The 23,416-nt window shown below is 44.7% G+C and carries 24 protein-coding genes; 17 read left to right on the forward strand and 7 right to left on the reverse strand.

What is annotated here, in order from left to right:
* Positions 1-160: 160 nt before the first annotated feature.
* Positions 161-406 (forward strand): sigma-70 family RNA polymerase sigma factor family protein, encoded by a 246-nt coding sequence (locus tag BK127_RS25290; RefSeq protein WP_076234301.1) that lies wholly within the window; start codon positions 161-163, stop codon positions 404-406.
* A gap of 1 nt (position 407) precedes the next feature.
* On the opposite strand, the gene BK127_RS25295 is transcribed toward BK127_RS25290, so the two are convergent.
* Positions 408-614 (reverse strand): hypothetical protein, encoded by a 207-nt coding sequence (locus BK127_RS25295; RefSeq protein WP_076234302.1) that lies wholly within the window; start codon positions 612-614, stop codon positions 408-410.
* Positions 615-969: 355 nt separating this feature from the next.
* Between BK127_RS25295 and BK127_RS25300 the strand changes: the two genes are divergently transcribed.
* The 7 genes from BK127_RS25300 to BK127_RS25330 all read left to right on the forward strand — a co-directional run bounded on the left by BK127_RS25300 (position 970) and on the right by BK127_RS25330 (position 8,396).
* Positions 970-2,706 carry an ABC transporter ATP-binding protein gene (locus BK127_RS25300; RefSeq protein ID WP_076234303.1) on the forward strand — a complete coding sequence of 579 codons (1,737 nt, stop codon included), beginning with the start codon at positions 970-972 and terminating at the stop codon, positions 2,704-2,706.
* A 280-nt stretch (positions 2,707-2,986) separates the two neighbouring features.
* Entirely contained in the window at positions 2,987-3,691 is a 705-nt protein-coding gene (locus BK127_RS25305; protein WP_076234304.1) for a Crp/Fnr family transcriptional regulator, read from the forward strand.
* A 20-nt stretch (positions 3,692-3,711) separates the two neighbouring features.
* Positions 3,712-4,305, forward strand: a complete 594-nt coding sequence (locus BK127_RS25310) for a hypothetical protein (protein ID WP_076234305.1) — start codon at positions 3,712-3,714, stop codon at positions 4,303-4,305.
* A gap of 18 nt (positions 4,306-4,323) precedes the next feature.
* Complete coding sequence (locus tag BK127_RS25315) at positions 4,324-5,103, forward strand: energy-coupling factor transporter transmembrane component T family protein (RefSeq protein WP_076234306.1); 780 nt, start codon at positions 4,324-4,326, stop codon at positions 5,101-5,103.
* Between the two features lie 21 nt (positions 5,104-5,124).
* Positions 5,125-6,873 carry an ABC transporter ATP-binding protein gene (locus tag BK127_RS25320; protein ID WP_076234307.1) on the forward strand — a complete coding sequence of 583 codons (1,749 nt, stop codon included), beginning with the start codon at positions 5,125-5,127 and terminating at the stop codon, positions 6,871-6,873.
* Positions 6,870-7,655, forward strand: coding sequence for an MBL fold metallo-hydrolase (locus BK127_RS25325; protein ID WP_076234308.1), 786 nt, complete (start codon positions 6,870-6,872; stop codon positions 7,653-7,655). Before BK127_RS25320 ends, BK127_RS25325 begins: the two co-directional genes overlap by 4 nt.
* A 30-nt stretch (positions 7,656-7,685) precedes the next feature.
* Complete coding sequence (locus tag BK127_RS25330; RefSeq protein WP_076234309.1) at positions 7,686-8,396, forward strand: HD domain-containing protein; 711 nt, start codon at positions 7,686-7,688, stop codon at positions 8,394-8,396.
* An 85-nt stretch (positions 8,397-8,481) separates the two neighbouring features.
* On the opposite strand, the gene BK127_RS25335 is transcribed toward BK127_RS25330, so the two are convergent.
* The 4 genes from BK127_RS25335 to BK127_RS25350 are packed head-to-tail and all read right to left on the reverse strand — an operon-like array spanning position 8,482 to position 12,560.
* Complete coding sequence (locus tag BK127_RS25335; protein WP_083689566.1) at positions 8,482-9,591, reverse strand: GerAB/ArcD/ProY family transporter; 1,110 nt, start codon at positions 9,589-9,591, stop codon at positions 8,482-8,484.
* A complete protein-coding gene (locus BK127_RS25340; protein ID WP_076234311.1) occupies positions 9,584-9,832 on the reverse strand; it encodes a hypothetical protein in 249 nt (82 codons plus the stop codon). The genes BK127_RS25335 and BK127_RS25340 overlap by 8 nt, the downstream gene beginning before the upstream one ends.
* A 3-nt stretch (positions 9,833-9,835) precedes the next feature.
* Positions 9,836-11,026, reverse strand: coding sequence for a Ger(x)C family spore germination protein (locus BK127_RS25345; RefSeq protein WP_076234312.1), 1,191 nt, complete (start codon positions 11,024-11,026; stop codon positions 9,836-9,838).
* A 22-nt stretch (positions 11,027-11,048) separates the two neighbouring features.
* Positions 11,049-12,560: a spore germination protein gene (locus tag BK127_RS25350; protein ID WP_076234344.1), complete on the reverse strand. Its 1,512-nt coding sequence runs from the start codon at positions 12,558-12,560 to the stop codon at positions 11,049-11,051.
* A gap of 174 nt (positions 12,561-12,734) precedes the next feature.
* Between BK127_RS25350 and BK127_RS25355 the strand changes: the two genes are divergently transcribed.
* The 3 genes from BK127_RS25355 (at position 12,735) to BK127_RS25365 (ending at position 15,289) form a co-directional block, all read left to right on the forward strand.
* On the forward strand, positions 12,735-13,607 hold the full coding sequence (locus tag BK127_RS25355; RefSeq protein WP_076234313.1) for a LysR family transcriptional regulator: 873 nt from the start codon (positions 12,735-12,737) through the stop codon (positions 13,605-13,607).
* Between the two features lie 104 nt (positions 13,608-13,711).
* Positions 13,712-14,371, forward strand: a complete 660-nt coding sequence (locus BK127_RS25360) for a type 1 glutamine amidotransferase domain-containing protein (protein ID WP_076234314.1) — start codon at positions 13,712-13,714, stop codon at positions 14,369-14,371.
* A 21-nt stretch (positions 14,372-14,392) separates the two neighbouring features.
* Positions 14,393-15,289 (forward strand): NAD-dependent epimerase/dehydratase family protein, encoded by an 897-nt coding sequence (locus tag BK127_RS25365; protein ID WP_076234315.1) that lies wholly within the window; start codon positions 14,393-14,395, stop codon positions 15,287-15,289.
* Between the two features lie 123 nt (positions 15,290-15,412).
* On the opposite strand, the gene BK127_RS25370 is transcribed toward BK127_RS25365, so the two are convergent.
* Both BK127_RS25370 and BK127_RS25375 read right to left on the reverse strand, forming a co-directional pair.
* On the reverse strand, positions 15,413-16,177 hold the full coding sequence (locus tag BK127_RS25370; RefSeq protein WP_076234316.1) for an SDR family NAD(P)-dependent oxidoreductase: 765 nt from the start codon (positions 16,175-16,177) through the stop codon (positions 15,413-15,415).
* 110 nt (positions 16,178-16,287) lie between these two features.
* Entirely contained in the window at positions 16,288-16,866 is a 579-nt protein-coding gene (locus tag BK127_RS25375; RefSeq protein WP_076234317.1) for a TetR/AcrR family transcriptional regulator, read from the reverse strand.
* Positions 16,867-17,042: 176 nt separating this feature from the next.
* Here BK127_RS25375 and BK127_RS25380 point away from each other — a divergent pair, with 176 nt between their 5' ends.
* The 6 genes from BK127_RS25380 to BK127_RS25405 all read left to right on the forward strand — a co-directional run bounded on the left by BK127_RS25380 (position 17,043) and on the right by BK127_RS25405 (position 23,356).
* A complete protein-coding gene (locus tag BK127_RS25380) occupies positions 17,043-18,287 on the forward strand; it encodes an ATP-grasp domain-containing protein (protein ID WP_256711444.1) in 1,245 nt (414 codons plus the stop codon).
* Positions 18,288-18,292: 5 nt separating this feature from the next.
* Positions 18,293-19,132 (forward strand): Rossmann-like domain-containing protein, encoded by an 840-nt coding sequence (locus tag BK127_RS25385; protein ID WP_076234319.1) that lies wholly within the window; start codon positions 18,293-18,295, stop codon positions 19,130-19,132.
* Positions 19,122-19,919 carry a class I SAM-dependent methyltransferase gene (locus BK127_RS25390; RefSeq protein WP_076234320.1) on the forward strand — a complete coding sequence of 266 codons (798 nt, stop codon included), beginning with the start codon at positions 19,122-19,124 and terminating at the stop codon, positions 19,917-19,919. Before BK127_RS25385 ends, BK127_RS25390 begins: the two co-directional genes overlap by 11 nt.
* Positions 19,920-19,999: 80 nt before the next feature.
* Positions 20,000-21,553: an ABC transporter substrate-binding protein gene (locus BK127_RS25395; RefSeq protein ID WP_076234321.1), complete on the forward strand. Its 1,554-nt coding sequence runs from the start codon at positions 20,000-20,002 to the stop codon at positions 21,551-21,553.
* Positions 21,554-21,564: 11 nt separating this feature from the next.
* Positions 21,565-22,536, forward strand: coding sequence for an ABC transporter permease (locus BK127_RS25400; RefSeq protein WP_076234322.1), 972 nt, complete (start codon positions 21,565-21,567; stop codon positions 22,534-22,536).
* Entirely contained in the window at positions 22,529-23,356 is an 828-nt protein-coding gene (locus BK127_RS25405) for an ABC transporter permease (RefSeq protein WP_076234323.1), read from the forward strand. Before BK127_RS25400 ends, BK127_RS25405 begins: the two co-directional genes overlap by 8 nt.
* The last annotated feature ends 60 nt before the right edge of the window (positions 23,357-23,416 follow it).

Raw genomic sequence — 23,416 nt, forward strand, 5'->3', positions numbered from 1 at the left:
TATATGATGAAAACCTTGGAGGGAACAATCGAGGCCACTGAAGAACTAGCATGGTTTTCAATAGCCATTTAATGAGATTGCCCTTATTGTGGGGAAATCCGAGACCGCAGCCAGACAACTTGCGAGCCGGGCACGACATAGAGTGCGAGGAGCGGGTACAATGCCTGAAGCTGATCTTGCTCGTCAACGAGAACTTGTCGATGCTTTTCATGCTGCTGCACACGCCAACGATTTCGATTCGTTGGTAGCGGCACTTGATCCAGACGTTGTGCTTCAGGGCGATCGCCAGGGAGTTTCAAAAATAACTCGAGGGGGCGCAGCTCTGGCCGAGCAAGTTTCGGGACGTGCACAGGCTGCACAGTCAGTTCTCGTGAACGGATCCGTTGGAGTCATCGCGGCAGACTGATCTATGTACTGGATTTAACAATGGGGAACGGAAAGATCGCTGAGATCGACAAGCTGCTCTGCTTCGAGTTTACAGCTGTGTGAATCGCGACTGGAGCAGGATTTGAATTTTTTTCTGGTTTATCTGTTTTTTTAACGGGGCTGCATCCGGCTAATAATCCAGCCAGTATGACCATAGCAGCCAATAAGTGGATGGTCTCCCTGTTCATCTCATGATCTCCTTTTTTATTATATCCAGATTTATATTCGACGTTTTCCATAATTTACCTGCAAAAAATGAGAGACTTTGTAATATTTTTCTTACAAACTCATCTCATGTTGTATAGACAGAATAAACATGCCTCTAAACGGAACGGTAAAGAACGATTAAAACTAAAATATACACTGTTCACCTCTGTAAGAAAGTGATTATACTGAAGGTAGCAACGAACAAGGAGGTAATATACATGAAAAAAAGCATGATGAACCACACCGTATCCGCATATAAGGGTGGAGCCATCTGATAAATTGTACAATTTGTCCCCCCTTATGTGTTCATTAAAAAACACGAAGAAGGGGTAAACCATGCGTTTTCCAATAAAAAAATTTTTCTCTTATTACAAACCTTATATAAAATTATTTATTGCTGTATTGGCCTGTACCTTTATCGTATCTGCTGTGAGCTTGGTGTTTCCGCTGCTGGTGCAGCACATTACGAAAAATATTTTAGCAGGAGACCTGTCCGCTGCGCTGGGTAAAGTGTATGGGATTGGCGGGCTCATGATTGTTATGGTCGCGATCCAGAATATCGGAAACTATTTTGTGGATTATAAAGGGCATGAAGTCGGAGCTCGTATGGAAAGTGATATGCGCAGCGAGCTGTTCTCACATATGCAATCCTTATCCTATGACTTTTACGATAAGGAAAAGACAGGGAAGCTTATGTCACGCATAACCAACGATCTCTTGCTGCTCTCCGAACTGTACCACCATGGCCCGGAAGACTACGTTAAATACCTCGTACGCTTTATTGGAGCATTTGTAATTTTGTTCTCTATCAATGCCTCTTTAACGATTGCGGTATTCTGTTTTTTTCCACTACTCGGAGTCTTATCCTTGTATTTCAATAAGAAATTGAACAAAGCATTAAGAAGGAACAAAGAGCGAATCGGGGACGTTAACGCGCAGGTAGAGGATAGTCTGTCAGGAATCCGTGTAGTCAAATCATTCGCCAACGAGCACATAGAGATCGATAAGTTTAACCGTGAAAATTATCGTTTCCTCGATAGCCGTAAGCAAACGTATAAGGCAGAAGCGTACTTTTTCAATGGTGTCGAAACGATTATTCAACTGATTACGATTACGGTGATCATCTTTGGAAGTGCCAGTATTGTTGGCAGCATGTTGGAAATAGCAGATTTGATCACGTTTCTTCTTTATATCAGCTTTATGGTTGAACCTATTCAACGGCTGACGCATATGAGCACACAGCTGCAAGAAGGAATCACAGGCTTCCAGCGTTTTATGGAAATGATGAGCCTGAAGCCGACGATCGATAACAAACCGAATGCTTTGATGCTACGAGAGGTTCGTGGGGAGATTGAGTTCAAGCAAGTATCCTTCCGATACGAGGATCATTTAAATTATGTACTGGCAAATCTGTCACTTCGTGTGCAGTCGGGAGAGTACGTTGCGTTAGTAGGTCCGTCCGGCGCGGGAAAAACGACATTTTGCTCGCTCATTCCTCGTTTCTATGAAGCAACCAGTGGTGAGGTGCTGCTGGACGGGATCAATGTCAGGAATATCGATCTACGATCTTTAAGAAATCATATCGGCATTGTACAGCAAGAGGTGTACCTTTTTGCAGGAACGGTTATGGAAAATATCCGTTACGGAAAACCATCTGCGAACGATGATGATATTATTACAGCTGCTAAGCACGCCAACGCCCATGACTTTATCATGAACTTGCCTAACGGCTATCACTCCGAGATCGGACAACGTGGCGTCAAGCTGTCTGGTGGTCAAAAGCAGCGGCTAAGTATTGCTCGTGTATTTTTGAAAAACCCTCCTGTTCTCATCTTGGATGAAGCAACGAGTGCACTGGATAACGAGAGCGAGAGTATTGTCAAGGAATCGCTGGAATCATTAGCAAAAGGGCGTACAACGCTTGTCATTGCCCATCGCCTGTCCACGATTCGCAATGCTCAACGAATTGTTGTATTGACGGAAGACGGAATAGCGGAACAAGGTACGCATGATTCGCTGCTTGCTGGCGATGGCGTATATGCACAATTGTATGCCAAGCAGTTTGAATTATAAGCATAAGCTCTTACGTTAAAAATCGGCCTTCCCTTCACGAATAGGGAGCCGATTTTTTGCGCTGATATAAGCTGTTCTTGTGTTATAAGATTGTAAATTTGGACAAATGTCCTTTAATAGAGGCAGCCTTCGTTGTTTAATGGAATTGCAAGGTATTCACATGCGTCGAGTTAACGGAGGTGAGGCAGACAAAATGGGATGAAGTCAAGGTGCTAAGCAGCATAGTCCCATCCGATATTGGCACAATATTGAAAAGACACTGATATGAGGGGGTTTGATAGTGGACGAGTCTATGATCCGCGGCCTGATGCGCAAACACAGCTGGCTGAACGACATGCTTGGCAGCATGCCGTCAGATTTGTTTGCCCAGTGGGAAATTCGCCGCTATCAACCTAACGACATGGTGTGCGATCAGGGAGGGCTGGCAGACTATTTTTGTATCGTGCTTGAAGGTGAATTCAAGGTAGAGCATGTGTTGGGTGACGGGCACTTGCTGATTATTGCTTATTTATATCCGGGGCAGTTGATCAGCGATATTGAGATCGCCTTGGGAAGGCCGTATGTATGCCGGATTACGGCCGTGAATAAAGCTGCGGTGCTTAGGATAAAGGAAGATGTTTACCGCAAATGGATTACGACCGACATTCACTTTTTGTTGTATCTGACCGCCCAGCTCTCTGGCAAGCTCTACGCGTCTGCACAGAAATCGATTGACCAGGTGTCGATGTCGCTGCGTCATAAGCTGATCCGTCATTTGTACAGACAGGTTGAGCATTACGATTTTAACGAGCATGTCGCGTTTATTACTTCCCTGTCGCGGGAGGATATTGCCTCTCAGTGGGGCGTTACGGTGCGCAGCATTAACCGGATTCTGAAGGAGCTCAAGGATCGTCGAATCATTTTCGTGAAAAAAGATCAGATCATTTTCAACGAATGGAGCCGCTATATGATGGAAAAAGAATTAAGCGAGCTTGAGAATATTTAACTATGAGGAGCGATTATACAATGGCACAAATGCCAACGGCAATGAAAAGCGGCTTGGAGCAAAAAGGCGTAACGGCTCGTCACATCGTAGCGATTGTCATCAGTGCGTTAATTTTTGGAGCGACCATTTATATATCACGCTACTTCCCAATTAAAATCGGTACAGTCCAAGCGATTTATCCAGCAGCCGTATTTGCCCCGTTGTTCGGCGTATGGTTCGGAGTCTGGGGATCTTCTGGACTGGTCGTCGGCAATATGCTGTCCATGCTCGCAGTCGGTATGAACCCGGCTGTCTATCCGCTTGCTTTGCTGGCACAATTTATGATGGGTTTTGTACCGGGTATTGCGTACCGCAAGGTGAAGTTCGAAAGCGTCATGGACCGGATATATTTTATAGTTATGGTGACTATCGGTATGGTGGCTGCTACGGTATTGGTGGTGCTCAATCTTATCATTTTCCAAAAAGTTCCTGCTAATATTGCTTGGGGAACGGTTTGGGCCTGGATGCAGGTCAGTAACACGCTTACCGCTGCAGTGATTAGTCCGTTGTTATTCGCATGGATGTCTGATTATATGAATAAATCCGGTTTGTTTTTCAAACGCTTTTGGGGTTAACAAGGAGAGAAACGTCTAATGCAGCTCTATTATCCTTCTAATTCGATTATTCACTATATGCATGGTTTCACCAAGATACTCATATTTGGATTGTTATTCACGATTATCCCTTTATTTATGGAACAGACTTTCAGCTTACTGACTGTGCTGCTCTTGTGTCTCCTGTTATTTGTGTATATCCGGCCACCTCGGATGCAGTGGATGCTGCTTGTCCCTGTCATGGTGCTTGCTGTGATGATGAGCCTGACCTACTTTTTTGCAAATATGGGCGGTGAAGTGTACGTGCAACTGGATCTGGGCTATTGGATGTTAATGATTTCTTCAGGCAATATCCAATATGCTTTAACTTTTTTCTTGAGAATGATGATTTGGTGTCTGCTGTTTTTTGTACTGTTATTTACTACGTCTTCGGAAGATCTAGTCATAGGGTTGAAAAAATTCGGTTTGCCGGAATTTGTCACCTTATCGATTTCATTGGCACTGCGGTATTGGAATCTGATGATTTTCGACGTAAAAACGGTCATGGATGCCCAGTTCTGCCGCGGGGTTGATTTTCGCTCGGGAAGCTTGCTGACACGTACGAAGCATTTTGCCAGTATTCTTGTTCCGGTACTCTTCGTGTTTTTAAAACGATTCCGAACGACCAGCTTCGCCCTTACTCTCAAAGGCGTAGGCCGATCCAACAAACGTACTTATTATTACAATCCTCGCTTGACCGCACTGGATAGGTGGGCCATCCGAATGGCTGTGCTGATCTGTGTGATCTGGTTGGTAATACGCTTGCTCTATGAACTTTAGTTTGATCCCAGGAGGGAAGACATGATCCAATTTCATAACTATTCATGTATGTATGCGGCCAAATCAGAACCTCTCCTGCATACGCTGAATCTTAACATCAAGCAGGGAGAATTTGTCTTTGTCACGGGGCCGAGCGGGGGCGGCAAATCGACGTTATGTTTTTCGATCAACGGGTTGATTCCGAATGAAATGGAAGGATCGTTGTACGAGGGCAGTGTGACGGTGAACGGAATTCATGTACAGGAAACGTTTCCCTATGATCTTGTTTCAGAAGTCGGTACCGTCCTGCAGGATCCCGAATGGCAGCTTGTGAGAGGCACGGTTAAGGAAGAATTGACTTTTGCATTGGAAAATATGGGTGTACCTGTGGAGGAGATCGATCGTCGTTTGGCGGAGGTCGTGGATAAGGTTCAAATCAAGCCGATTCTGCTGCGTTCTTCGCTTGAGCTGTCGGGTGGTCAGAAGCAGAGAGTCGCCATCGCCGCATGCCTGATGATGCAGCCGAAAGTAATCGTACTCGATGAGCCAACGGCGGAGCTTGATCCCTTGGGCAAAGAGATGGTGATAGAGACTATTCGTAATCTTCACGAACAATGGGGCTATACGGTTGTATTTGTAGATCACAATCTGGATGTTTCGTTTCCCTACGCAGATCGGGTTATTGTGGTGGCAGACGGACGTATAGTCGCTGATGCTCCACCCGCGGAGCTGTACGACCAGCCGGGTATTGGGGACTGGCTGCCGATGCCGCAAGTCATAGAGATAGCTCGGAGGCTCGGCATTCGCAAAGAATTGGGAGCTTCAGGCTATGGAGATCCTCTGAATGTGGAGGAGCTGAAGGAAGAGATGGAACGGGGGCGAACTCCCCATCGCTATCAAGCAGTTGGACCCGCTGTACAACAACAGAATAATGTCCTGTCTAGGGCCCAACCGATAATAGAGCTCAAACAAGTCATGTTTCGCTACAAGAAGCAGGAAGATGAACTGACGATCAAACCTGTTGATTTACGAATTGGCAGGGGTGAGTTTACTGCAATTATCGGGCGCAATGGAGCTGGCAAATCTACCTTGTGCAAGTTGATTACAGGACTATTGAAGCCGCAAAGCGGGGAAGTGCTTATTCATAACAAGTCTGCCACTTCCTATCGGGCTGATCAGCGAGTACGGCATGTCGGGTTCGTATTTCAAAATCCGGATTTTCAATTCGTTAGTCGTTCCGTCTATGAGGAAGTGGCCTACGGTTTGCGTGTCCAGAAAATGAACGAAGCGGAAATCGAAAAGCGGGTAAAGGACGTAACCAGGTTATTGCATATTGACAATTATTTGCAGGAGCATCCGCATTTTCTAAGCAGGGGAGAGCGGCGAAGGGTGGCTATCGCTTCTATTTTGGCATTGGAGCCGGAAGTGATTATCTTGGATGAACCAACGACGGGACTCGACTCCAAGCGATGCCGGGAGATGATGAATCATATTCGGACATTATGGGAGCAAGGCCATACGATCGTGATGCTTACTCACGACATGCGAGTAGTAGCAGATTATGTGCCGAGAACGATCGTCATGTCAGATGGCGAAATTCATTGGGACGGACCTACCCGGCATATATTTGCCAAACGTGAGGAACTGCACCGTTACAACATTACATTACCTCCTGTTACTGAACTATCCTACGCCTTGGGATGGTCTGAACCGGCTTTGACATCCGATGAATTTATTGCCCGTGTTGAAGCTGAAAATACAGAAATAACGGCTGTTGGAGGCTTACGATGAATCCTTTCAGAATCATGATGCTTGGCGTGGGGAACGGGTTTATTAAATCTACCTATCATAACAACGCGTTGATTGAGACTCAGGGAAAACTATTTTTGGTGGATTGTGGTGCTTTAGCCTGGCAAAGCCTGCACGAAATTGGGCTGGGCTTTGAAGATATTGAGGGGATTTTCATTACACATCTTCATTATGATCATTGCGGCGGTTTGGATGAAGCAGCTCTATATGGCGCTTATGCGGCTGACAGGCGGATGAAGCTGTGGGTACCTGGCCCGCTAAAGGGCATTTTGTGGGATCATCATTTAAGAGGCACGCTGGAGAGTATGGTGGATGGAAAATTGTCTTTGGACGATTATTTTGATGTTCAATGGGTGGAGGAGGGTGAGCCTTTTTCATTTGTCTCTGTTGCTGGAGAGAGCGCAGCACCTGCTGATAACCCAAGTCATACATCGTTGACAGCTCAGTGGATGCGAACACTTCATGTGCCGTCAAAATTCAGCTGCTCGCTGATACTGGATAACCGGTTCTTTTACAGCTCGGACATGCAGCCCGACAAGGAGCTGCTCGTCGTGTTGTTCGAAAAGGGAGTCGAAACCTTTTATCACGAAACCTGTTTTGGGCGAAATGCGGTACATTCCGCTTTTGAAGAGCTGTGCGAATATCCCGAAGACATACGCAAGCGTATGTATCTGATGCATTATGGCGAAGCTCCTGGCGGCATGACGGCATCCGACTTGCAAGGCATGCAGCTGCTGAGACAGCATGAATGGCTGACTTGGTAAGTATGAATGAGAGAATAAGGAGTGAGTAAGTTGAAACAGTCATTTCCGTTCGTTCGGATGGTATTGCCGGAATGGTTTATGTTAACGGTTTACAAGGTTTGGAGTAAAATGAATGATGATGCGACAGGGCACGATTTCCTACATGCGGTTCGTGTCATGGAGTTGGCTGATGAGATAGCCAGGCAGCTTGGAGCGGATCGTAGTATTGCGATGACAGCCGGGCTGCTGCATGATTACTACCGCAAAGAGGAAAAACAAACCGGTAGGCTTCACTATGGACTGGAAGCGATCAACGGGTTGCGATTGGAGTTTGGCCCATTGCTTATGCCTGCGCTGGAGGAAGAGCAATTCGAGCGGGTGATCGATGCGATAGCGCGTCATGAGTGGTATGGCAAGAATAGCGAACCGGGAGGAAGCGAATTATCCCTGGATGCGCAAATTTTGCAGGATGCTGATCGGCTTGAGGCTATTGGAGCGGTTGGCGTTGCCCGTACATTCATGTTCGGCGGCGCTCATGGACTGCCCATGGCAGAGGACGAGGCGCTACCAAAGGATGCGTGGTTTGACCCGAACATTCCCCCGAAGGGCTCAGTGTACCGGCATTTTTATGAAAAGCTGCTGCATCTTGCTGATGGTATGCATACCGTTCCCGGCCAAAAGTTAGCTGCATCGCGTCATCAATTTATTGTCTTGTTTCTTGAGCAATTTGAGGGTGAATTAGCGTTAAACTCACAGACATAGTTATGACAAGGCGATGCTGTCCCCAAAGTAGATACTCTACTTGTGGGGCAGCTCTGCAGGTATGCGTCAGGGCTGTGAAAAAGGGCTATCGGGGAGTTAATAGCTTGTTTTTTCTAAACAAATAAACAATATACAATAGCATGGGGATACCAAGCGCGCAGGTCACATCCCAAAAGATATAGTAGTCGACGACCTTATTGAAATAAACGACATTCGGTGTGACCGTAAAAGCCAAGCCGAATATGATCATGCCGGTAGGAACAGATAATGAACGGTAGTCTCGAAGCTTGAAAAATTGGGCTGTTCCGACTAAAAAAGCATACAGGTCCAGGACGCTCTTAAAATAGGTCGATATAATCCAGTTTAATGCTAGTATGGCTTCTACCCGCTGTACAAAATTACCAATGTTAATTTTTTGTGCGGTTATATAAGTTGCATATAGATGAATGGAAGCCAAATTGGGGCCGATCACAAGAACGGTAAGCAAAATGGTGGAGCAAATGGCCATACCTCCGAAAAATACACCAAGTAGATAATCTCTTTCTGTATGATTACTGGATATAACTCTTGGGAATAGCATGAGTAAAGAGCACAGCTCGCAAAATGAAAACGTACAGGTATAGAAAGAGCCACGAATAGTCGGCAATATGCCTCCGCCCAATATAGGTTGGAGCCTGATCAGCTGCGCCTGGGGTATGAGCAGAATAAACAAGGACAAGAACAAGAGGAAATACAAGGGGAAAAAGGTTTCAGCTGTTCGTGCTATTGTCTCTAACCCACTTTTGACGCCCCAAACCAGAAGGATGATCAAAATGAGATGAATGGCGTTCATAGGTGTGTTTGTGAATATTTGCGTCGTCAAGAAATCTCCTGCTTCTCGTATCAAGATGGAGACAGTGGTGAGAAAATAGTATAAATAGAAGATAGAGATGATGCCTCCGATCCATTTCCCCAACAACCGTCGATTGTATTCGATTATGGTTAGATTGGGGAATATCCGACTAAAACGGAATAAGAACCAGGCAATTGGCCATCCGATAAGAAATCCGATTCCCCCGGATAACCAGGCATCTTGTTTGGAGGCAGCAGCGGTTAGGGAGGGGAGAATCAGCAGCATATCTCCTATAATAAAGTAGATCACAAGTATGGCTAATTGTTTGGTGCTGATTCGACCATTTTCCAACATATCAACCATCCTTTACATTGAATGTGTGCTGCATCCACTCATAAAGCGGCTTGTACATCATTTCAGGTACTCTCATTGTGCTTGGAATATGGATATCTCTTAGTGCGATTACACTGAGAATGGAGCCAATAATCAACATAAACGAATAAGCGAACGCCTCTTTTGTAAAGGATTTTTTAATTAGAGGAGGCAGTTCAAATAGCATGGCGATCAATGCCAAGGTGACTACAATGATAATCGTAAGCAGCATTATTTATTTCTCCTTCATTTTACTTTCAACCGTATGGTTTATCATGCCGATATCACGGATATTAACTTTTGTTTTGTATAGCACTTTGAGATCAGTAAATCGTTCGTCCCAATCTTTTTCCATTGACTTCCATAACTTGGGGTTTGAATTGTAAATGACTTGACCAAAGCCGAAAATATCGACTTTATACTTTTTTTGCATGACGGAAACCGATTTTTTCATTAAGGTTTCGAGTTCTCGCTCTGCTTCTTTTTGTAATTGTTCAACTGTTTTGGGTTCGGTCAGATCAATATCACAGGTAACTTCTCCAATATTCACATCCATCTTTAATTGTACTTCGATATGCGGGTTGACATCCTCCATGAAGCTTTTTACATCGGTATGCGATTGAATGATTTCCAAAGAGATCATCTTGCCATCAGGACATTTGATATTGCCCACCGTGCTTTGCACATTGTTTCGGATGTAATTGTAGCCTTTACCTTCATTCGTACTCAGCCAACCTATCAATTTGTCATTGTTAAAAGCAGCCAATCCTGAATAGTTCAATTTGACTGGGGGATCAATATCCTCAGCTTTGTTGTCGGATTGTCCATTTTCGCTAATTGTAATGCCTGGTAACACCGGGTTCATTCCTTTACTCATCAATTGGTCGGTTAATTTATCTACGGTAACCTTCGTAATCGGAGCCCACTCTTTTGAGGCAGTATCCAGAGAATGATACAACGCTTCAGCCGGAATATTATCTAGAGGCGTCAATACTTTGAGTACTTTTTCGGCTGAAGTCTTTCTTGCGACCATAACAAAATAGTCGATTCTGGATTCTGGATTTCGCACCAGAATATCCAGTACTTTGGCGATTCCATCCTTAGCAATAGGTTCACTCAAAACTAACACTCTGATGTGTGCCGTATAAATCTTTCTGGGACTCGTTTCTGTAAGTTTCCGGAAGGCTTCGAACAAGGTGGGTGCAGTTGCTTTGTACATGGTAACCGGAGCGCTACCTTTTCTTGCCCGGCTGCTTACTTCATCGGGTACGACAACTTGTACCGAGACTTGATATTGCTGACCTACTTTATCTATCGCAATTCCTGAAAGAATCCCCAGCTCATTCAATTCGCGCCGATCCCAGCACCCGGTCAACAACAATACGAACAGTCCTCCTGCAAAAAGCCTCCTTATGGTTCGTGACATAGGTGCACACCTCTGTGATGAGTTATTTGCGTTTGGATACGTTCTGACGCACCTTATCTTTTTGTTTAAACAGACTCGGTCGCGTCATCATGCGGGGCCATGCAATGCGGAACAATGTATCTTTTTGATCTTTTAATTCAAACGGAGCTAATGGGCTCATATAGGGAATGCCGAAGGATCGAAGGGTGTTAAGATGAAGCGCTAATATAATAATTCCCGATAAAATTCCGAATAAACCAAAGGAGGCAGCCAAGCCCATTAGGACAAAACGAATCATGCGCACGGAAATTGACATTGCGTTCGCAGGGATTACATAACTGGAAATCGCTGTGATGGATACGATGATTACCACTGCGGCTGAGATGATTCCAGCTTCCACCGCCGATTGACCGATGACGAGGGTTCCGACGATAGATACAGCCTGTCCCACGGTTCTTGGCATTCGTATCCCCGCTTCACGCAAAATTTCATAGATGATCTCCATTAATAAAGCTTCAATGAACGCTGGAAAAGGAACCCCTTCCCGCTGTGAAGCTAAATTCAATAGCAGGTTGGTCGGAAGCATCTCTTGATGATAGGTCGTAATAGCTATGTACATCGATGGAACAAGCAGTACGATAATAAATGACATGTAACGGATCACTCTTACCAAAGTGCTGATATCTGCCCGCTGATAATAATCTTCTGAGGTTTGCATGAAATGAACGAACAACGCCGGAACCAGCAGTACGAAGGGCGTGCCGTCGATCAGTATAGCCACTCTACCCTCTAATAATCCTGCGACGATCGTATCCGGGCGCTCACTATTATATACCGTAGGAAACGGGGTCAATGTTCGGTCTTGAATGAACTCTTCGATGTAACCACTTTCCAATATGCCGTCAATATCGATTTCGGCCAGACGACGCCGGACCTCTTGGATAATATGGTCATCAGCTACTTGATTTAGATGCATAATCGCAACACTTGTTTTGGTAACCTTACCAATTTCGTGAACTTCAAGCCAAAGTTGTGGGTCTTTGATTCTACGACGAATAAGTGAAATATTCGTTTTTATATTTTCTGTGAAAGCATCCATCGGTCCGCGAACACTCGGTTGCGAAGCCGGTTCACTGACATTTCTTTCTTTACGTCCAGTGACTCCAATACGTAGTCCATCTGAATAACCATTCATGAAAAGAATGGCGTCTCCCGATAGAAGATTTGTGAATATCGAGCTTAACCCGTGAATCGTGCCGATATCACCAACCGAGAGAATGTTTTCACTGAGGTAAGCGAGCGGGCTGTCGTGATGGCTGGGATCGAATTCAGACTTCATTTTTTTGAGATCTATCAGCGAACCTAGGATTTCAGATTGAATCATATCGACATCTGTCAAACCATTCATATATATCAAAGCGATGCGCCATTCGTTGATCAAAACCATTTTTCTTACAATAAGGTCTGGGCTACTCCCCAATGCGTTCTGAACAGTTTGAATATTTATATCCAAGTCTATATCCAAGGAGTCCTGAGTTTTCGATATTGGCTGAATGGAGCACAACTCCTATTTTCCAGAAATTTGATAGTTATATTGTACCCAGGGGGCAGTGAAAAATACATTTTGTCTTAAAGCAGATCTATAATCGATCACGTGACTCCATTAATCAAAATGTGTATTGTAATAGGTAACAGAAGATAATGATGAAATCAAAGGGGAATATGCTACGTGGTTGATTTTGAGTGGTACAGAAGTTTTTGTGAGATATATAAGCATAACTCCGTTTCCGAAGCTGCAAAAACCCGTATGATGACGCAGCCGGCAATGAGTCAGCACTTAGCCTCCTTGGAAGCTAAGGTCGGTGAAGCATTATTCATCAGGTCCTCAAGAAAAATAATTCCAACTGAACGGGGGAAGGAATTATATTCACAGTTAGCTCCTCTGATCGAGTCTCTGGAGGAAACCACAATGAGTTTTCATACTGCTTCCTTACCTACGCTTACAGTCATAAAGATTGGTGCTGCACATGAATTTTTTAGTGAAAAAATACTGCCGCAGCTTCTTAAGTTCAATGCCTATACCATTTCACATTTTGGAACTGCTGATCAATTGTTAGAATTACTGACGGAGGATACCTTGGATATCATTGTTACATCCAAAAAAATTCAAACACCAGGAATTGAATATTTGAAATTGATGGACGAGGAATTTGTCATTGTTGCTCCTTCTCATTACGAAATACCCGATTTAGATGATCTTAAGAAAAAGGAACAATGGCTATCAGCTCTAAATTGGATCAGTTACGGGTTAGAACTGCCTATTATTAGAAGAATATGGAGAGAACACTTCAAACGACGTCCACTCATAAGACCTATTCATATTATCCCTAATTTACATATGATTCTAAAAGCGATCGAAAACGGTGTTGGTGTAAGTGTAATTCCTACATACATATATGAACAATCGGTTAATGAGGCCCAATCGCAAATTATTTTTGAGGAATTAAAAGTAAAAAACGAGTTATTTATCGCCTATAAAATGAAATATAAACGTTTACCTCAAATCAATGAGATAGTGAGATTATTAACAAATCATCTATAAATATATTTATGTATAGTCGATCATTTCATAATTTGTTTTATACATTGGTCAGAGTTTAAAATAAAAATGCAGCAAAAATCAAATAATTATAGGAGGCCAAAAAAATGGCTAAAAAAGTGTTAATCGTTGTTACTAATCATACTGAAATTTATAAAGGCAAATCGACCGGGATTTGGTTATCGGAATTTGCAGAAGCCTATCTCGGATTTACAAATAAGGGATATGTGGTTACGGTAGCAAGTCCACTTGGAGGAAGGGGTCCGATAGATCCTGGCAGTGTTGATGCTAACACCCCCGAAGAATTTCTAGAAGTGCAGCCTTATTTAGATAACACGATACAACTTGATGGAGTAGCTGCCGAGGATTTTGATGCGATTTTCTTACCAGGTGGCCACGGGACGATGTACGACCTTCCCAATAACAGAACGTTACAAAAGCTGCTACGTGATTTTTATGAAGCGAATAAAATTGTCGCCGCCGTTTGCCATGGCCCAGCTGGGTTAGTTGGTGCTACATTATCGAATGGTCAACCCCTTGTAGCCGGTAAACGCGTTAATGCATTTACAGATAGGGAAGAGGCAGATACGACGTTGGATCAACATCTTCCTTTCTTACTGGAAAGCAAGCTTCGTGATTTGGGAGCTATTTTCGTGGCAGCGCCAAATTGGTCTGCTCATTATGAAGTGGACGGCAACCTCATTACGGGTCAGAATCCACAGTCTACTCTGGCTGTCACACAAGCTGTTATTAAACAACTGGGCTAATCAAAGAAATGAGGGGTCATTATGAAGGTTTTCATCACAGGTGCTACAGGTTATATTGGAGGATCAGTTGCCAAGGTTTTACTGGAAGCAGGGCATATGGTATATGGATTGGTGCGCAGTCCCGATAAGCTGGAGGCACTTCGACAGATCGGAATAGAACCTGTATTGGGGACGTTGGAAGATACGGATATACTCATCAAGTACGCTCAATTAAGTGATGGCGTCATTCATACTGCCGATTCCGATCATCGATTAGCCGTTGAGACGTTCATTAACGCCCTGCGCGGCACTGGCAAACCATTTGTGCATACCTCGGGTTCAAGTGTCGTTGGTGATGATGCCCGAGGAGATTATGCAAGTGAACAGATTTTCGATGAGGAAACGCCATTTGTCCCCATGGATATAAGGAAAGATCGTGTAGCAATTAACAATCTTGTACGTAAATCCGGGATAGAGGATTGGGTCAGAAGCTCAGTCATCGTCCCGTCCATGATTTATGGAGAAGCGCTTGGCTTGCCAACAGAGAGTGATCAATTACCTAAGATTATCCGTAAATCCCGCGAAATGCGTGCTGGAGTTCATGTAGGTAAGGGTCTTAATCGCTGGTCCAATGTTCATATCAAAGACTTGGCCAAGTTATATGTATTGGTTCTTGAGAAAGCACCGTCTGCTTCTTATTTCTTCGCTGAAAATGGAGAGGTGTGTTTCCAAGACATTGCAAAGTCTGTCAGTGAGGCTCTCGGTTTTGAAGGGGAGACCATGAGTTGGCCAGCCGACCGTGCTATAGAGGAACTTGGAGATTGGGCGCGCTTTGCTATTTCTTCCAACAGTCGTGTGCGAGCTATGCATGCCAGAAATTTACTCGGTTGGACACCAATCGAGGAACCGATGCTCAGCTGGATACAAAAAATAACTTGAGTTGGAGCTTCGATAACAATCCTAACAACTAATTTATTTGGGGTAAAGAAAACTAGTGCTGTCCCTTAGTCTAATTGGTGGCTTCAGGGACAGCTGGTTTTTAATGTCGTTTAAATAATTGGATTACCATGGAAGTGCATTTTCCAGATGGAAGAAGCCTCCAGTCGGACCATCCTCAGGTAGCGTTGCTGCTAAAATACTCGTACGGCTGCCTTCCACCTCATCAATATCCGCGCTACCTCCACCAATTTGAGTACGAACCCAGCCTGGATGAATGGAATTAACTTTAATGGGTGTGTCTTTGAGTTCCTCGGCCAAATGAATCGTGAAGGCATTTAACGCTGTTTTGGAAGCATTATAAGCAAAGGTTTTGAATGAATAAATAGGTGAGTTAGGATCTGCATGGAGGGAGAGTGACCCCAGTATGCTGGATAAGTTGACAATACGTCCGGCAGCAGATTTGCGAATCAGTGGTAAAAGAATTTGTGTCAGCTCAACTTGAGCAAAAAAATTAGCATCAAATGTGTCCCGCAATACCTTCAAAGGTAGGGTACTTGTTCTGTTGATAATTTCGAGGGACACATTCTCTTGATCCAGCAAAACCCCGGCATTGTCGATCAAGATATCCAGCTTACCATAGTTCTCATCCAGATATTTATAAGCAGCTAGATGATCTTCATGAACATTCACATCGAGTTTAATACTTTCAACCTTTAGGCCATCTTGTTTAAATTGTTCAGCGACTTCAATAGCTTTATTGGCATCACGTGCACCAATCACTACCGTGGCTCCTAATTGAGCTAGACCTCGAACAGTTTCCAATCCAATTCCCCGCGTTCCGCCAGTTACCAATGCCACTTTTCCGGTTAAATCCTGTGCTATTGTCATTATTATTCTCTCCTTTTAATTACTAATTATGTGATTGGGGGATATCGTGCTCGAGAACATGCAGCTCTTTTGGGAATGATCATTCTCTTTTGTTTAAAAAAATTAGTTGTTTACTTTTCTAAAATTTTCATAGAAACATTGGCTATACGGTAAAGCTTTTCTTTACTTATCGATGTACGTGACATGACTCTAAGCCCTAGAAGCGTATTTTGCAAGGACTCCGCCAGCTCTTTGGCATCACAATCTGACGCAAATTCGCCGTTATGCTGTCCCCACTGAATAATATCTGTGAGCAGTTGCTCTTCATTGGCAAAGCCTTTAGTTGCTAAAGAATCAGCATCGGCATCATGTGTCGCCAGCTCTACTGCTGCAGTAACAAACAGGCAGCCGAGAGGAGTGTTCTCGTTTTTATCGATAGTGAACTCAAAAATAAAACGTAGTGCTTGCGCAGCCGATTCAGCTTGTTTAATTCTTCTTTCAAGGTCCTTACCCATGATTTCACCGTAACGATTCAAAGCTTTGAGAAACAAGGTATGCTTGTCGCTGAAGGTGTCGTATATACTTCTTCTATGAATTCCCATATGTTCGACAAGATCAGACATCGATGTTTTTTCGTAACCCTGTTCCCAGAAGAGCTGCATAGCCTTTTGAAGTACCTCATTCTCGTCGTATTCTTTGCTTCGTGCCATTCATATCCCCCTCCGGAAAACATCATACCATTACGGGAACGATCAGTAAAGAAATATTTTTGAAATCAACAACGGCAATTATTTTGTTACCCATGATTGACACTGGATAATAATGTATAGTACATTGATTATAATAGTAAATTTTACGAATAAAAGGAGAGGTTTTTTTGGCACATATGTTGATGATTGAGAGTTGGGTAGGAGCGAGCGGCAACCTGCTGCCACCACTTTTGAAGTCGCTGGGGCACACATATACCTTTGTAACTCGCAAGCCTGAGCATTACCAAAGTGCTCTCAGTACGGAGCAACATCCAGTACTCAAGTATGCGGAATCCGTTCTCATTACTGAAACGAATGATATTCCTGATTTAATTGAATTCCTGCGGCCCTATCGTTTTGACGGTGTCATTACGGTTTGTGATTATTACATCGAGGTTGTGAGAGAAGTAGCCAAGGCCTTTAAGCTACCATCCCCTTTTCCAGACAATGTGAAAACCGTACGGCAAAAACACCTTATGCGTCAGGCGCTCGACCGAGCTGGACTTGCAAATCCGAACTATCGACTCGCACATAGTTGGGAAGAGGTGGAGCAGGCAGCAGCTGCAATTGGCTATCCATTAGTTCTGAAGCCAGTAGATCTCGCATCCAGTGCATTTGTGAGCCTTATTCAAAATGGGAGGGAATTACAAGATGCTTACAATGCACTCGAAGCATTCCCGCTCAATTTTAGAGATCAGGAAAGAGAATGCACTTATCTCCTTGAGACGTATATGAAAGGTGAGGAGGTTAGTGTCGAGAGCGTCTCCTATAATGGCGAGACTACGGTGTTGGGCATTACGGATAAATCGATTACTGGGACTCCCTATTTTATCGAAAACGGCCATATGTTCCCCGCCCAGCTGAATGATGAGGCACATTCGGAGATAACGCAGTTTGTTCAGGATGCATTGCAAGCTGTAGGCTTTGATCATGGAATTGCCCATACGGAGGTGAAGCTTACAGTAGAGGGCCCGCGGATAGTTGAAATCAATCCAAGAACGGCTGGTAATTACATCGTAGAACTCATCCAACGAGTCACAGGTATCGATTTGCTCCAGGCCTTTGTCGAACTCTCTTTAGGCCTAAAGCCTGTTCTCACGATAATAGACAGTGGTGTTGCCAGTGCAGCTGCCATGTTTCTCGTTCCTTCCCAAAGTGGCACGATTACTCATATTCAAGGGATTGAATCATTGGAGTCGGATGCGCATATGGTTCGCTATAGGATAGAAAATTGTATTGGCAAATTTATTGAGACTCCGATCGATAATGCCTGCTATTTGGGGCACGTGATCACGCAGGATACGGAAGGCTTAAACGCCAGATTGTATGGGGAAGAAGCGCTCAAACGAATAATTCTGAGCTTTGACAGTAAAGGGGAATGAAACGAATGAACATGAATGCTCCGTACACAGTTAACGATTTGCGAGAAGCTATTTTAGCAGGCAAGCTGGGACCAAAGCCGGATACCTTGCCGGTTACAGGTTCATCCAGCATATACCAGACCACTCAGTTTCCTTCGTCTAGGATCAAATACCACAATTATTATTTGCTGCTAAGAGTGGAAGGTTATTTTGGAGCGTGCTCGCATACAGCAGATCAATTGAATATGGAAGCCGCAGCCCAATTCTCAGGGTTATCCCTCGATACTGTCATACGAGATGGGAGACTTCCCGTCCAAATCGCGGCGATGGATGCATATCTTGGTGTCGTTTATCCACACCTTAACCAGAGTACTCAAGTATTTGATATTCCTGCGGGAACACCCATTCAAAAAGCCAAGCTGCGCGATGCTCTAATCGCAAATATGGCTGACATCCAAGCATTTCACAAAGTGGCTCTTATTGGTGTGGTCAATCCTTTGGTTGAGGCTATCCAACAGCGCGGGGGAATTTGTTTGCCTTGCGATCTGCAGCTTAAAGAAACACAGTCAGGAGAAGCCGTGGAAAAGGATATGGATAAAGTGCTGGTTCATGCGGATAGTGTGATTTGTACAGCCATGACTTTGGGCAATGGGACGTTTGACCGTGTTCTGGAGCGTGTCAGAGAAAGACAGATTCCTCTGATCATCTATGCACAAACGGGAAGTGCTATTGTGGCTCAATTTATGAGCAAAGGCGTGACTGCGCTGATTGCCGAGCCCTTTCCCTTCACGCAGTTTAGCGCAGGTGCTTCACAACTCTATGGCTATACAAGCAGACAGGAGAAGGAAGACGCCAATGAATATTAAAATAAATACGGATAACTTCCTGCACACGAATCCTTCCCTCTATTTGGCATTTAACGGAGAGCATGACCAAAGTATGGCGCAATTCATACATAAGCTATTAATCGAATATAAGGCCGGGAAGAAGGTACTGGATATCGGATCTGGACTTGGGCGAGAGGTTGCCTATCTGAATCGTGCCGGATACGAGGTTGTTGGTCTGGATAATTCAAAAGAAATGCTTTCGTGGGCTAAAGAACATTATCCTGAAATGTCATTTGTATACGGAGATCAGTCCGACTTTTCTCTTCAGCAGCAGTTTGACGCCCTTTATTGTGTTGGAAGTACGTTTTTGTACAACTTCAGCAATGAAGATGTACTCGCGAGCTTGCACTGTTTTCGTAAACATCTGCATTCAGGGGGACTTCTTTATCTTGACATGCGAAATGCTGCCTTCTTCCTGACACAGGAGGGACAGCGGTGGCTAACCGAAGAGCTGGTTGAGCAGAGAAAGGTTCATGACGCTGTTATCTCGCTTCAAACACGCTTTCGTATTGATCTGGCCAATCAAATGCTGGATCGCGACTATTGCTGGACCGTTACGGGATATACACCCATTATTGAGCATTTAAGACATCGACTCTTATTCCCGCAGGAGCTTGTACACTATCTGACTTCGAGTGGCTTCCGCGTTCTGCAGCTTTTTGATCAACCGGCACCTCATGTGAACAAATATGAGGGGGAGCGCCCTTTAATCTACAGTCAGGACATGCTGGGAAGACGTATGCAGATCATTGCACAAGCGATCTAGAAAGAAAGCGATATAACAGCAAACAATAAAGCAAATACATTCAAATCATTTATCTGCATGACTGTGGAGTGGAGGCTATTATGAAAAAGTTATTATCCATCATTGTATTAAGTGCACTCATAACGGTAATGGGGTGTAATGACAATAAAGCTGCAACGGCAACCAGCAACAACGTGACGAATCAACCGACGAAACAAGAGCTGGTCGTGGCCGGTCAAGAAATTGCAGCAAGCTTGGATCCGGTCAAACCGCTTACCTCAAGCTATTTAAGAAACATGGGAGCAGGAGAAGCGCTCTTTAAGGTCAATGCCAAGGGTGGAGTCGAACCCTCGCTTGCAGAAAGTGCAGCAGAGATCGATCCGACTACATGGGAGATCAAATTAAGACCTAAAGCTCGCTTTTGGAGTGGTAAAGCGATTGACGCTTCGGCCGTGATTGCCTCCTTAGAGCGATCAAGATCTCTTGATCTGCAAGCGAAGCCTTTTCTTGATGAGCTTACCTTTACGAAGACGGACGATTACACGATACGTGTCAAGACCAAGCGAAGCCATCTGCAGGTGCCGCTAAACCTTTCCTACTACCAGACAATTATTCACAATGCAGATGCCAAACATGATGCTGTAGATACGATGGATCTTTCCGGTATGTATAAAGTGGTTGAATTTATCCCCAAACAGAAAATGGTGCTGGAAACTAGCGGTAACTACTGGGGCAAGAGCCCTATCATTCCAAAAATCGTGTACGAAGAAATCAGCGATGAGCAGACAAGGGTGCTTTCCGCATTGAGTGGACACAGCCAGGTCGTGTTAAATATTCCGACAACGAGTATGACCCAATTTAAAGGTAATAAAGAGGTGAAGCTATCGGCGACTCCGGCGGCCAATACGCAAACGATTTATTTGAATCTGAGCAAACCTCAGCTGAAGGATGTGAGAGTCAGGCAGGCCTTGTCGTGGGCCCTGGATCGGAACGAATTGGTTGTGCTTGCAGCGGAAGGGCAAAGTGTTCCGATTACGACATGGTTAAGCTCCAACCCTGCATTTGAAAAAGCACGAAATACTGTGTACACCAAGTTTGATCCGGATAAAGCTGCGCAGCTATTGGAGGAGGCGGGATGGAAAAAAGGACCCGATGGCATCAGATCCAAGGATGGCAATCTTTTAACCCTGCGCTTGATGACCTGGGGTGGCGATAAAGCATTAGGAGAAGCTTTGCAAAACCAATGGACCCGAATCGGTGTCAAGGTAGAGGTACAGCATGGTGATTACAGCTTGATCCAAACGGCACGTAAATCCGGAGATTGGGACGCATCGATTGAAGCATGGAATACGTTCGGGGATGAGCTTACTTTGTTGACCGGTCAATATGCGCCTGGAGGAAGCGCCAATTTCGGCGGCTATAATGATGAAGAAACAAATACATGGCTCGCACAATTGGGGGAAGCGTCTGACACAGCAGCACGTCATGAACTGGCTCTTAAGATCAATGAGAGGGTTGCGCAGCAAGCGCCTGTCATTAGTTTATTTCCGCGTCCGCAAATTACTGTGGTAAGCCAAACGCTTCATGGCTTTGAGGATCACTTTAGACAATTCGAGAATGTAGTGAATGCCAACTTGTCATTAAGCTCGAAATAGGCAGTATGGCTATGTGTATATTATTTTTACGCAAGATGCTGGAAGCTTTCATTACGTTATTTTGTGCGACGCTTATTATTTTTGCTTTGATTCGATTAGCTCCAGGCGATCCTGTTGAAATATTTCTGGGCCATCCTACTGAGGCTGCCATGAATCACACACAGGCTTATGATGAGAAGGTCTCTCAGCTGCGCGCACAATTGGGATTGGATCAGAGCATGCTCGTACAGTATACAGCATGGGTTGGGCGCTTGCTGCAGTGGGACTTGGGCACCTCGATTCATACAGGCAGACAGGTCAGCGCTGAAATCGCAGATCGACTTCCTGCAACTGCCATACTTTCTGTATCCGCTCTATTTATTCAAGTTGTGCTGGGGCTGTTTTTGGGAACGATCTCAGCTCTTAAGGCGGGCAAGCCTTACGATAACGTCATTAGACTTGCTTGCGTAGCGCTAGCTTCCACACCGGCGTTTGTCATTGGGTTGTTCTTATTATCGCTGTTTGCCGTGACGATGGGTGTATACGAAATTAACAGTGAAGCCAGCCTGACAAGGCTATGGCTTCCCGCTATTACACTAGGCCTTATTGGTGCTCCGCAATTAATCCGAATCGTGAGAGCCAACATGCTGTCTGAGTTCGGCCAAATCTACGTGCTTTCAGCTCTCTCGAGAGGGCTGGATCACCAGCATGTCGTCAAGCATGCCTTAAGAAATGCTTTACTTCCAGTTATCACGATGATTGCCCTTTCTTTTACGGCACTGATTAGTGGCGCCGTCGTCATCGAAAGCATATTTTCGTGGCCAGGACTTGGAAAGTATGCCTTGGACAGTATTTTGCTTAAAGATTATCCGGTCATTCAAGGCTATGCTTTTGTTATGGTCTCGTTAGTGGTTCTCATTCATTTATGCGTTGATGTCGTATATGCGCTTGTAGATCCTCGAATCCATCGCAAAGGAAAAGAGGGAGTTGAAGAATATGCCTAGCTCCACGAAACCGATCAGCCTGATTATGGGTGTCGTTATTCTAAGTATATTAGCTGTTCTCATTATGGGTGCGCCATTATTTACCCCTTATGATCCCTTGAAGCAGAATGCGTCTGAACGTCTGGAGAAACCAAGCATTGATCACCCTCTGGGTACGGATCGGTTTGGCCGGGATGTCTTCTCGCGAACTCTTTACGGAGGAAAAACCACCTTGATCTCGTCGGTCTTTGCTCTATGCACAGCTCTTTTGATCGGGCTTTTGGTGGGCTTAGTGGCTGGCATGTTTCATGGCTCTATTCTGGATATCATTCTGATGCGGTTGATTGATGTGCTGTTAGCCTTTCCCTTTATGGTGCTTGCCATGGTTATTGCCGCTTTATTCGGTACAAGCCTTGTTCATCTTCTAATTGCTGTCGTATCGGTATGGTGGGTCTCCTTTGCGCGTTTAACTCGCAGTGTTGTTTTGCATGCGAAGAATGAAACCTCATTTGCTGCAGCACAAGTACTCGGAGCCCCCAGAAGGACGATCATCTTGCGGGAATTACTGCCAAAAGCGATCAGTCCGGTACTCATATTGGCTACTTTTGAATTAGGCAGCTTGATTTTATCCATTGCAGCTCTTTCATTCCTCGGACTAGGCTCACAACCGCCAACGCCTGAGTGGGGCAGCATGCTGGCTGATGGGCGCGTTCATTTTTTGCAAGCTCCGCATATACTGATAGGGCCCGTTTTCTTTATCGTTCTTACGGTGTTGGCTTTTAACTTAATCGGTGAGGGGCTGCGAGATCGGCTGGACCCGTATGAAAAATTGGAGTTATAGTCAGTCTCGCTTACCTCGCTTACGAGGTTAGTTTTGCTGCGCAATACGGTGGGAGGATCG

It is taken from the genome of Paenibacillus sp. FSL H7-0331, from assembly GCF_001956045.1.

Excerpts from the sequence above, each read along its gene's own strand:
- BK127_RS25370 (WP_076234316.1), bottom strand. The coding sequence starts at position 16,177 with ATGACAATAGCACAGGATTTAACCGGAAAAGTGGCATTGGTAACTGGC.
- BK127_RS25290 (WP_076234301.1), top strand. The coding sequence starts at position 161 with ATGCCTGAAGCTGATCTTGCTCGTCAACGAGAACTTGTCGATGCTTTT.
- BK127_RS25400 (WP_076234322.1), top strand. The coding sequence starts at position 21,565 with ATGTGTATATTATTTTTACGCAAGATGCTGGAAGCTTTCATTACGTTA.
- BK127_RS25315 (WP_076234306.1), top strand. The coding sequence starts at position 4,324 with ATGCAGCTCTATTATCCTTCTAATTCGATTATTCACTATATGCATGGT.
- BK127_RS25390 (WP_076234320.1), top strand. The coding sequence starts at position 19,122 with ATGAATATTAAAATAAATACGGATAACTTCCTGCACACGAATCCTTCC.
- BK127_RS25360 (WP_076234314.1), top strand. The coding sequence starts at position 13,712 with ATGGCTAAAAAAGTGTTAATCGTTGTTACTAATCATACTGAAATTTAT.
- BK127_RS25300 (WP_076234303.1), top strand. The coding sequence starts at position 970 with ATGCGTTTTCCAATAAAAAAATTTTTCTCTTATTACAAACCTTATATA.
- BK127_RS25365 (WP_076234315.1), top strand. The coding sequence starts at position 14,393 with ATGAAGGTTTTCATCACAGGTGCTACAGGTTATATTGGAGGATCAGTT.
- BK127_RS25320 (WP_076234307.1), top strand. The coding sequence starts at position 5,125 with ATGATCCAATTTCATAACTATTCATGTATGTATGCGGCCAAATCAGAA.
- BK127_RS25380 (WP_256711444.1), top strand. The coding sequence starts at position 17,043 with ATGTTGATGATTGAGAGTTGGGTAGGAGCGAGCGGCAACCTGCTGCCA.
- BK127_RS25345 (WP_076234312.1), bottom strand. The coding sequence starts at position 11,026 with ATGTCACGAACCATAAGGAGGCTTTTTGCAGGAGGACTGTTCGTATTG.
- BK127_RS25295 (WP_076234302.1), bottom strand. The coding sequence starts at position 614 with ATGAACAGGGAGACCATCCACTTATTGGCTGCTATGGTCATACTGGCT.
- BK127_RS25340 (WP_076234311.1), bottom strand. The coding sequence starts at position 9,832 with ATGCTGCTTACGATTATCATTGTAGTCACCTTGGCATTGATCGCCATG.
- BK127_RS25405 (WP_076234323.1), top strand. The coding sequence starts at position 22,529 with ATGCCTAGCTCCACGAAACCGATCAGCCTGATTATGGGTGTCGTTATT.
- BK127_RS25385 (WP_076234319.1), top strand. The coding sequence starts at position 18,293 with ATGAACATGAATGCTCCGTACACAGTTAACGATTTGCGAGAAGCTATT.
- BK127_RS25310 (WP_076234305.1), top strand. The coding sequence starts at position 3,712 with ATGGCACAAATGCCAACGGCAATGAAAAGCGGCTTGGAGCAAAAAGGC.
- BK127_RS25395 (WP_076234321.1), top strand. The coding sequence starts at position 20,000 with ATGAAAAAGTTATTATCCATCATTGTATTAAGTGCACTCATAACGGTA.
- BK127_RS25335 (WP_083689566.1), bottom strand. The coding sequence starts at position 9,591 with ATGGTTGATATGTTGGAAAATGGTCGAATCAGCACCAAACAATTAGCC.
- BK127_RS25325 (WP_076234308.1), top strand. The coding sequence starts at position 6,870 with ATGAATCCTTTCAGAATCATGATGCTTGGCGTGGGGAACGGGTTTATT.
- BK127_RS25375 (WP_076234317.1), bottom strand. The coding sequence starts at position 16,866 with ATGGCACGAAGCAAAGAATACGACGAGAATGAGGTACTTCAAAAGGCT.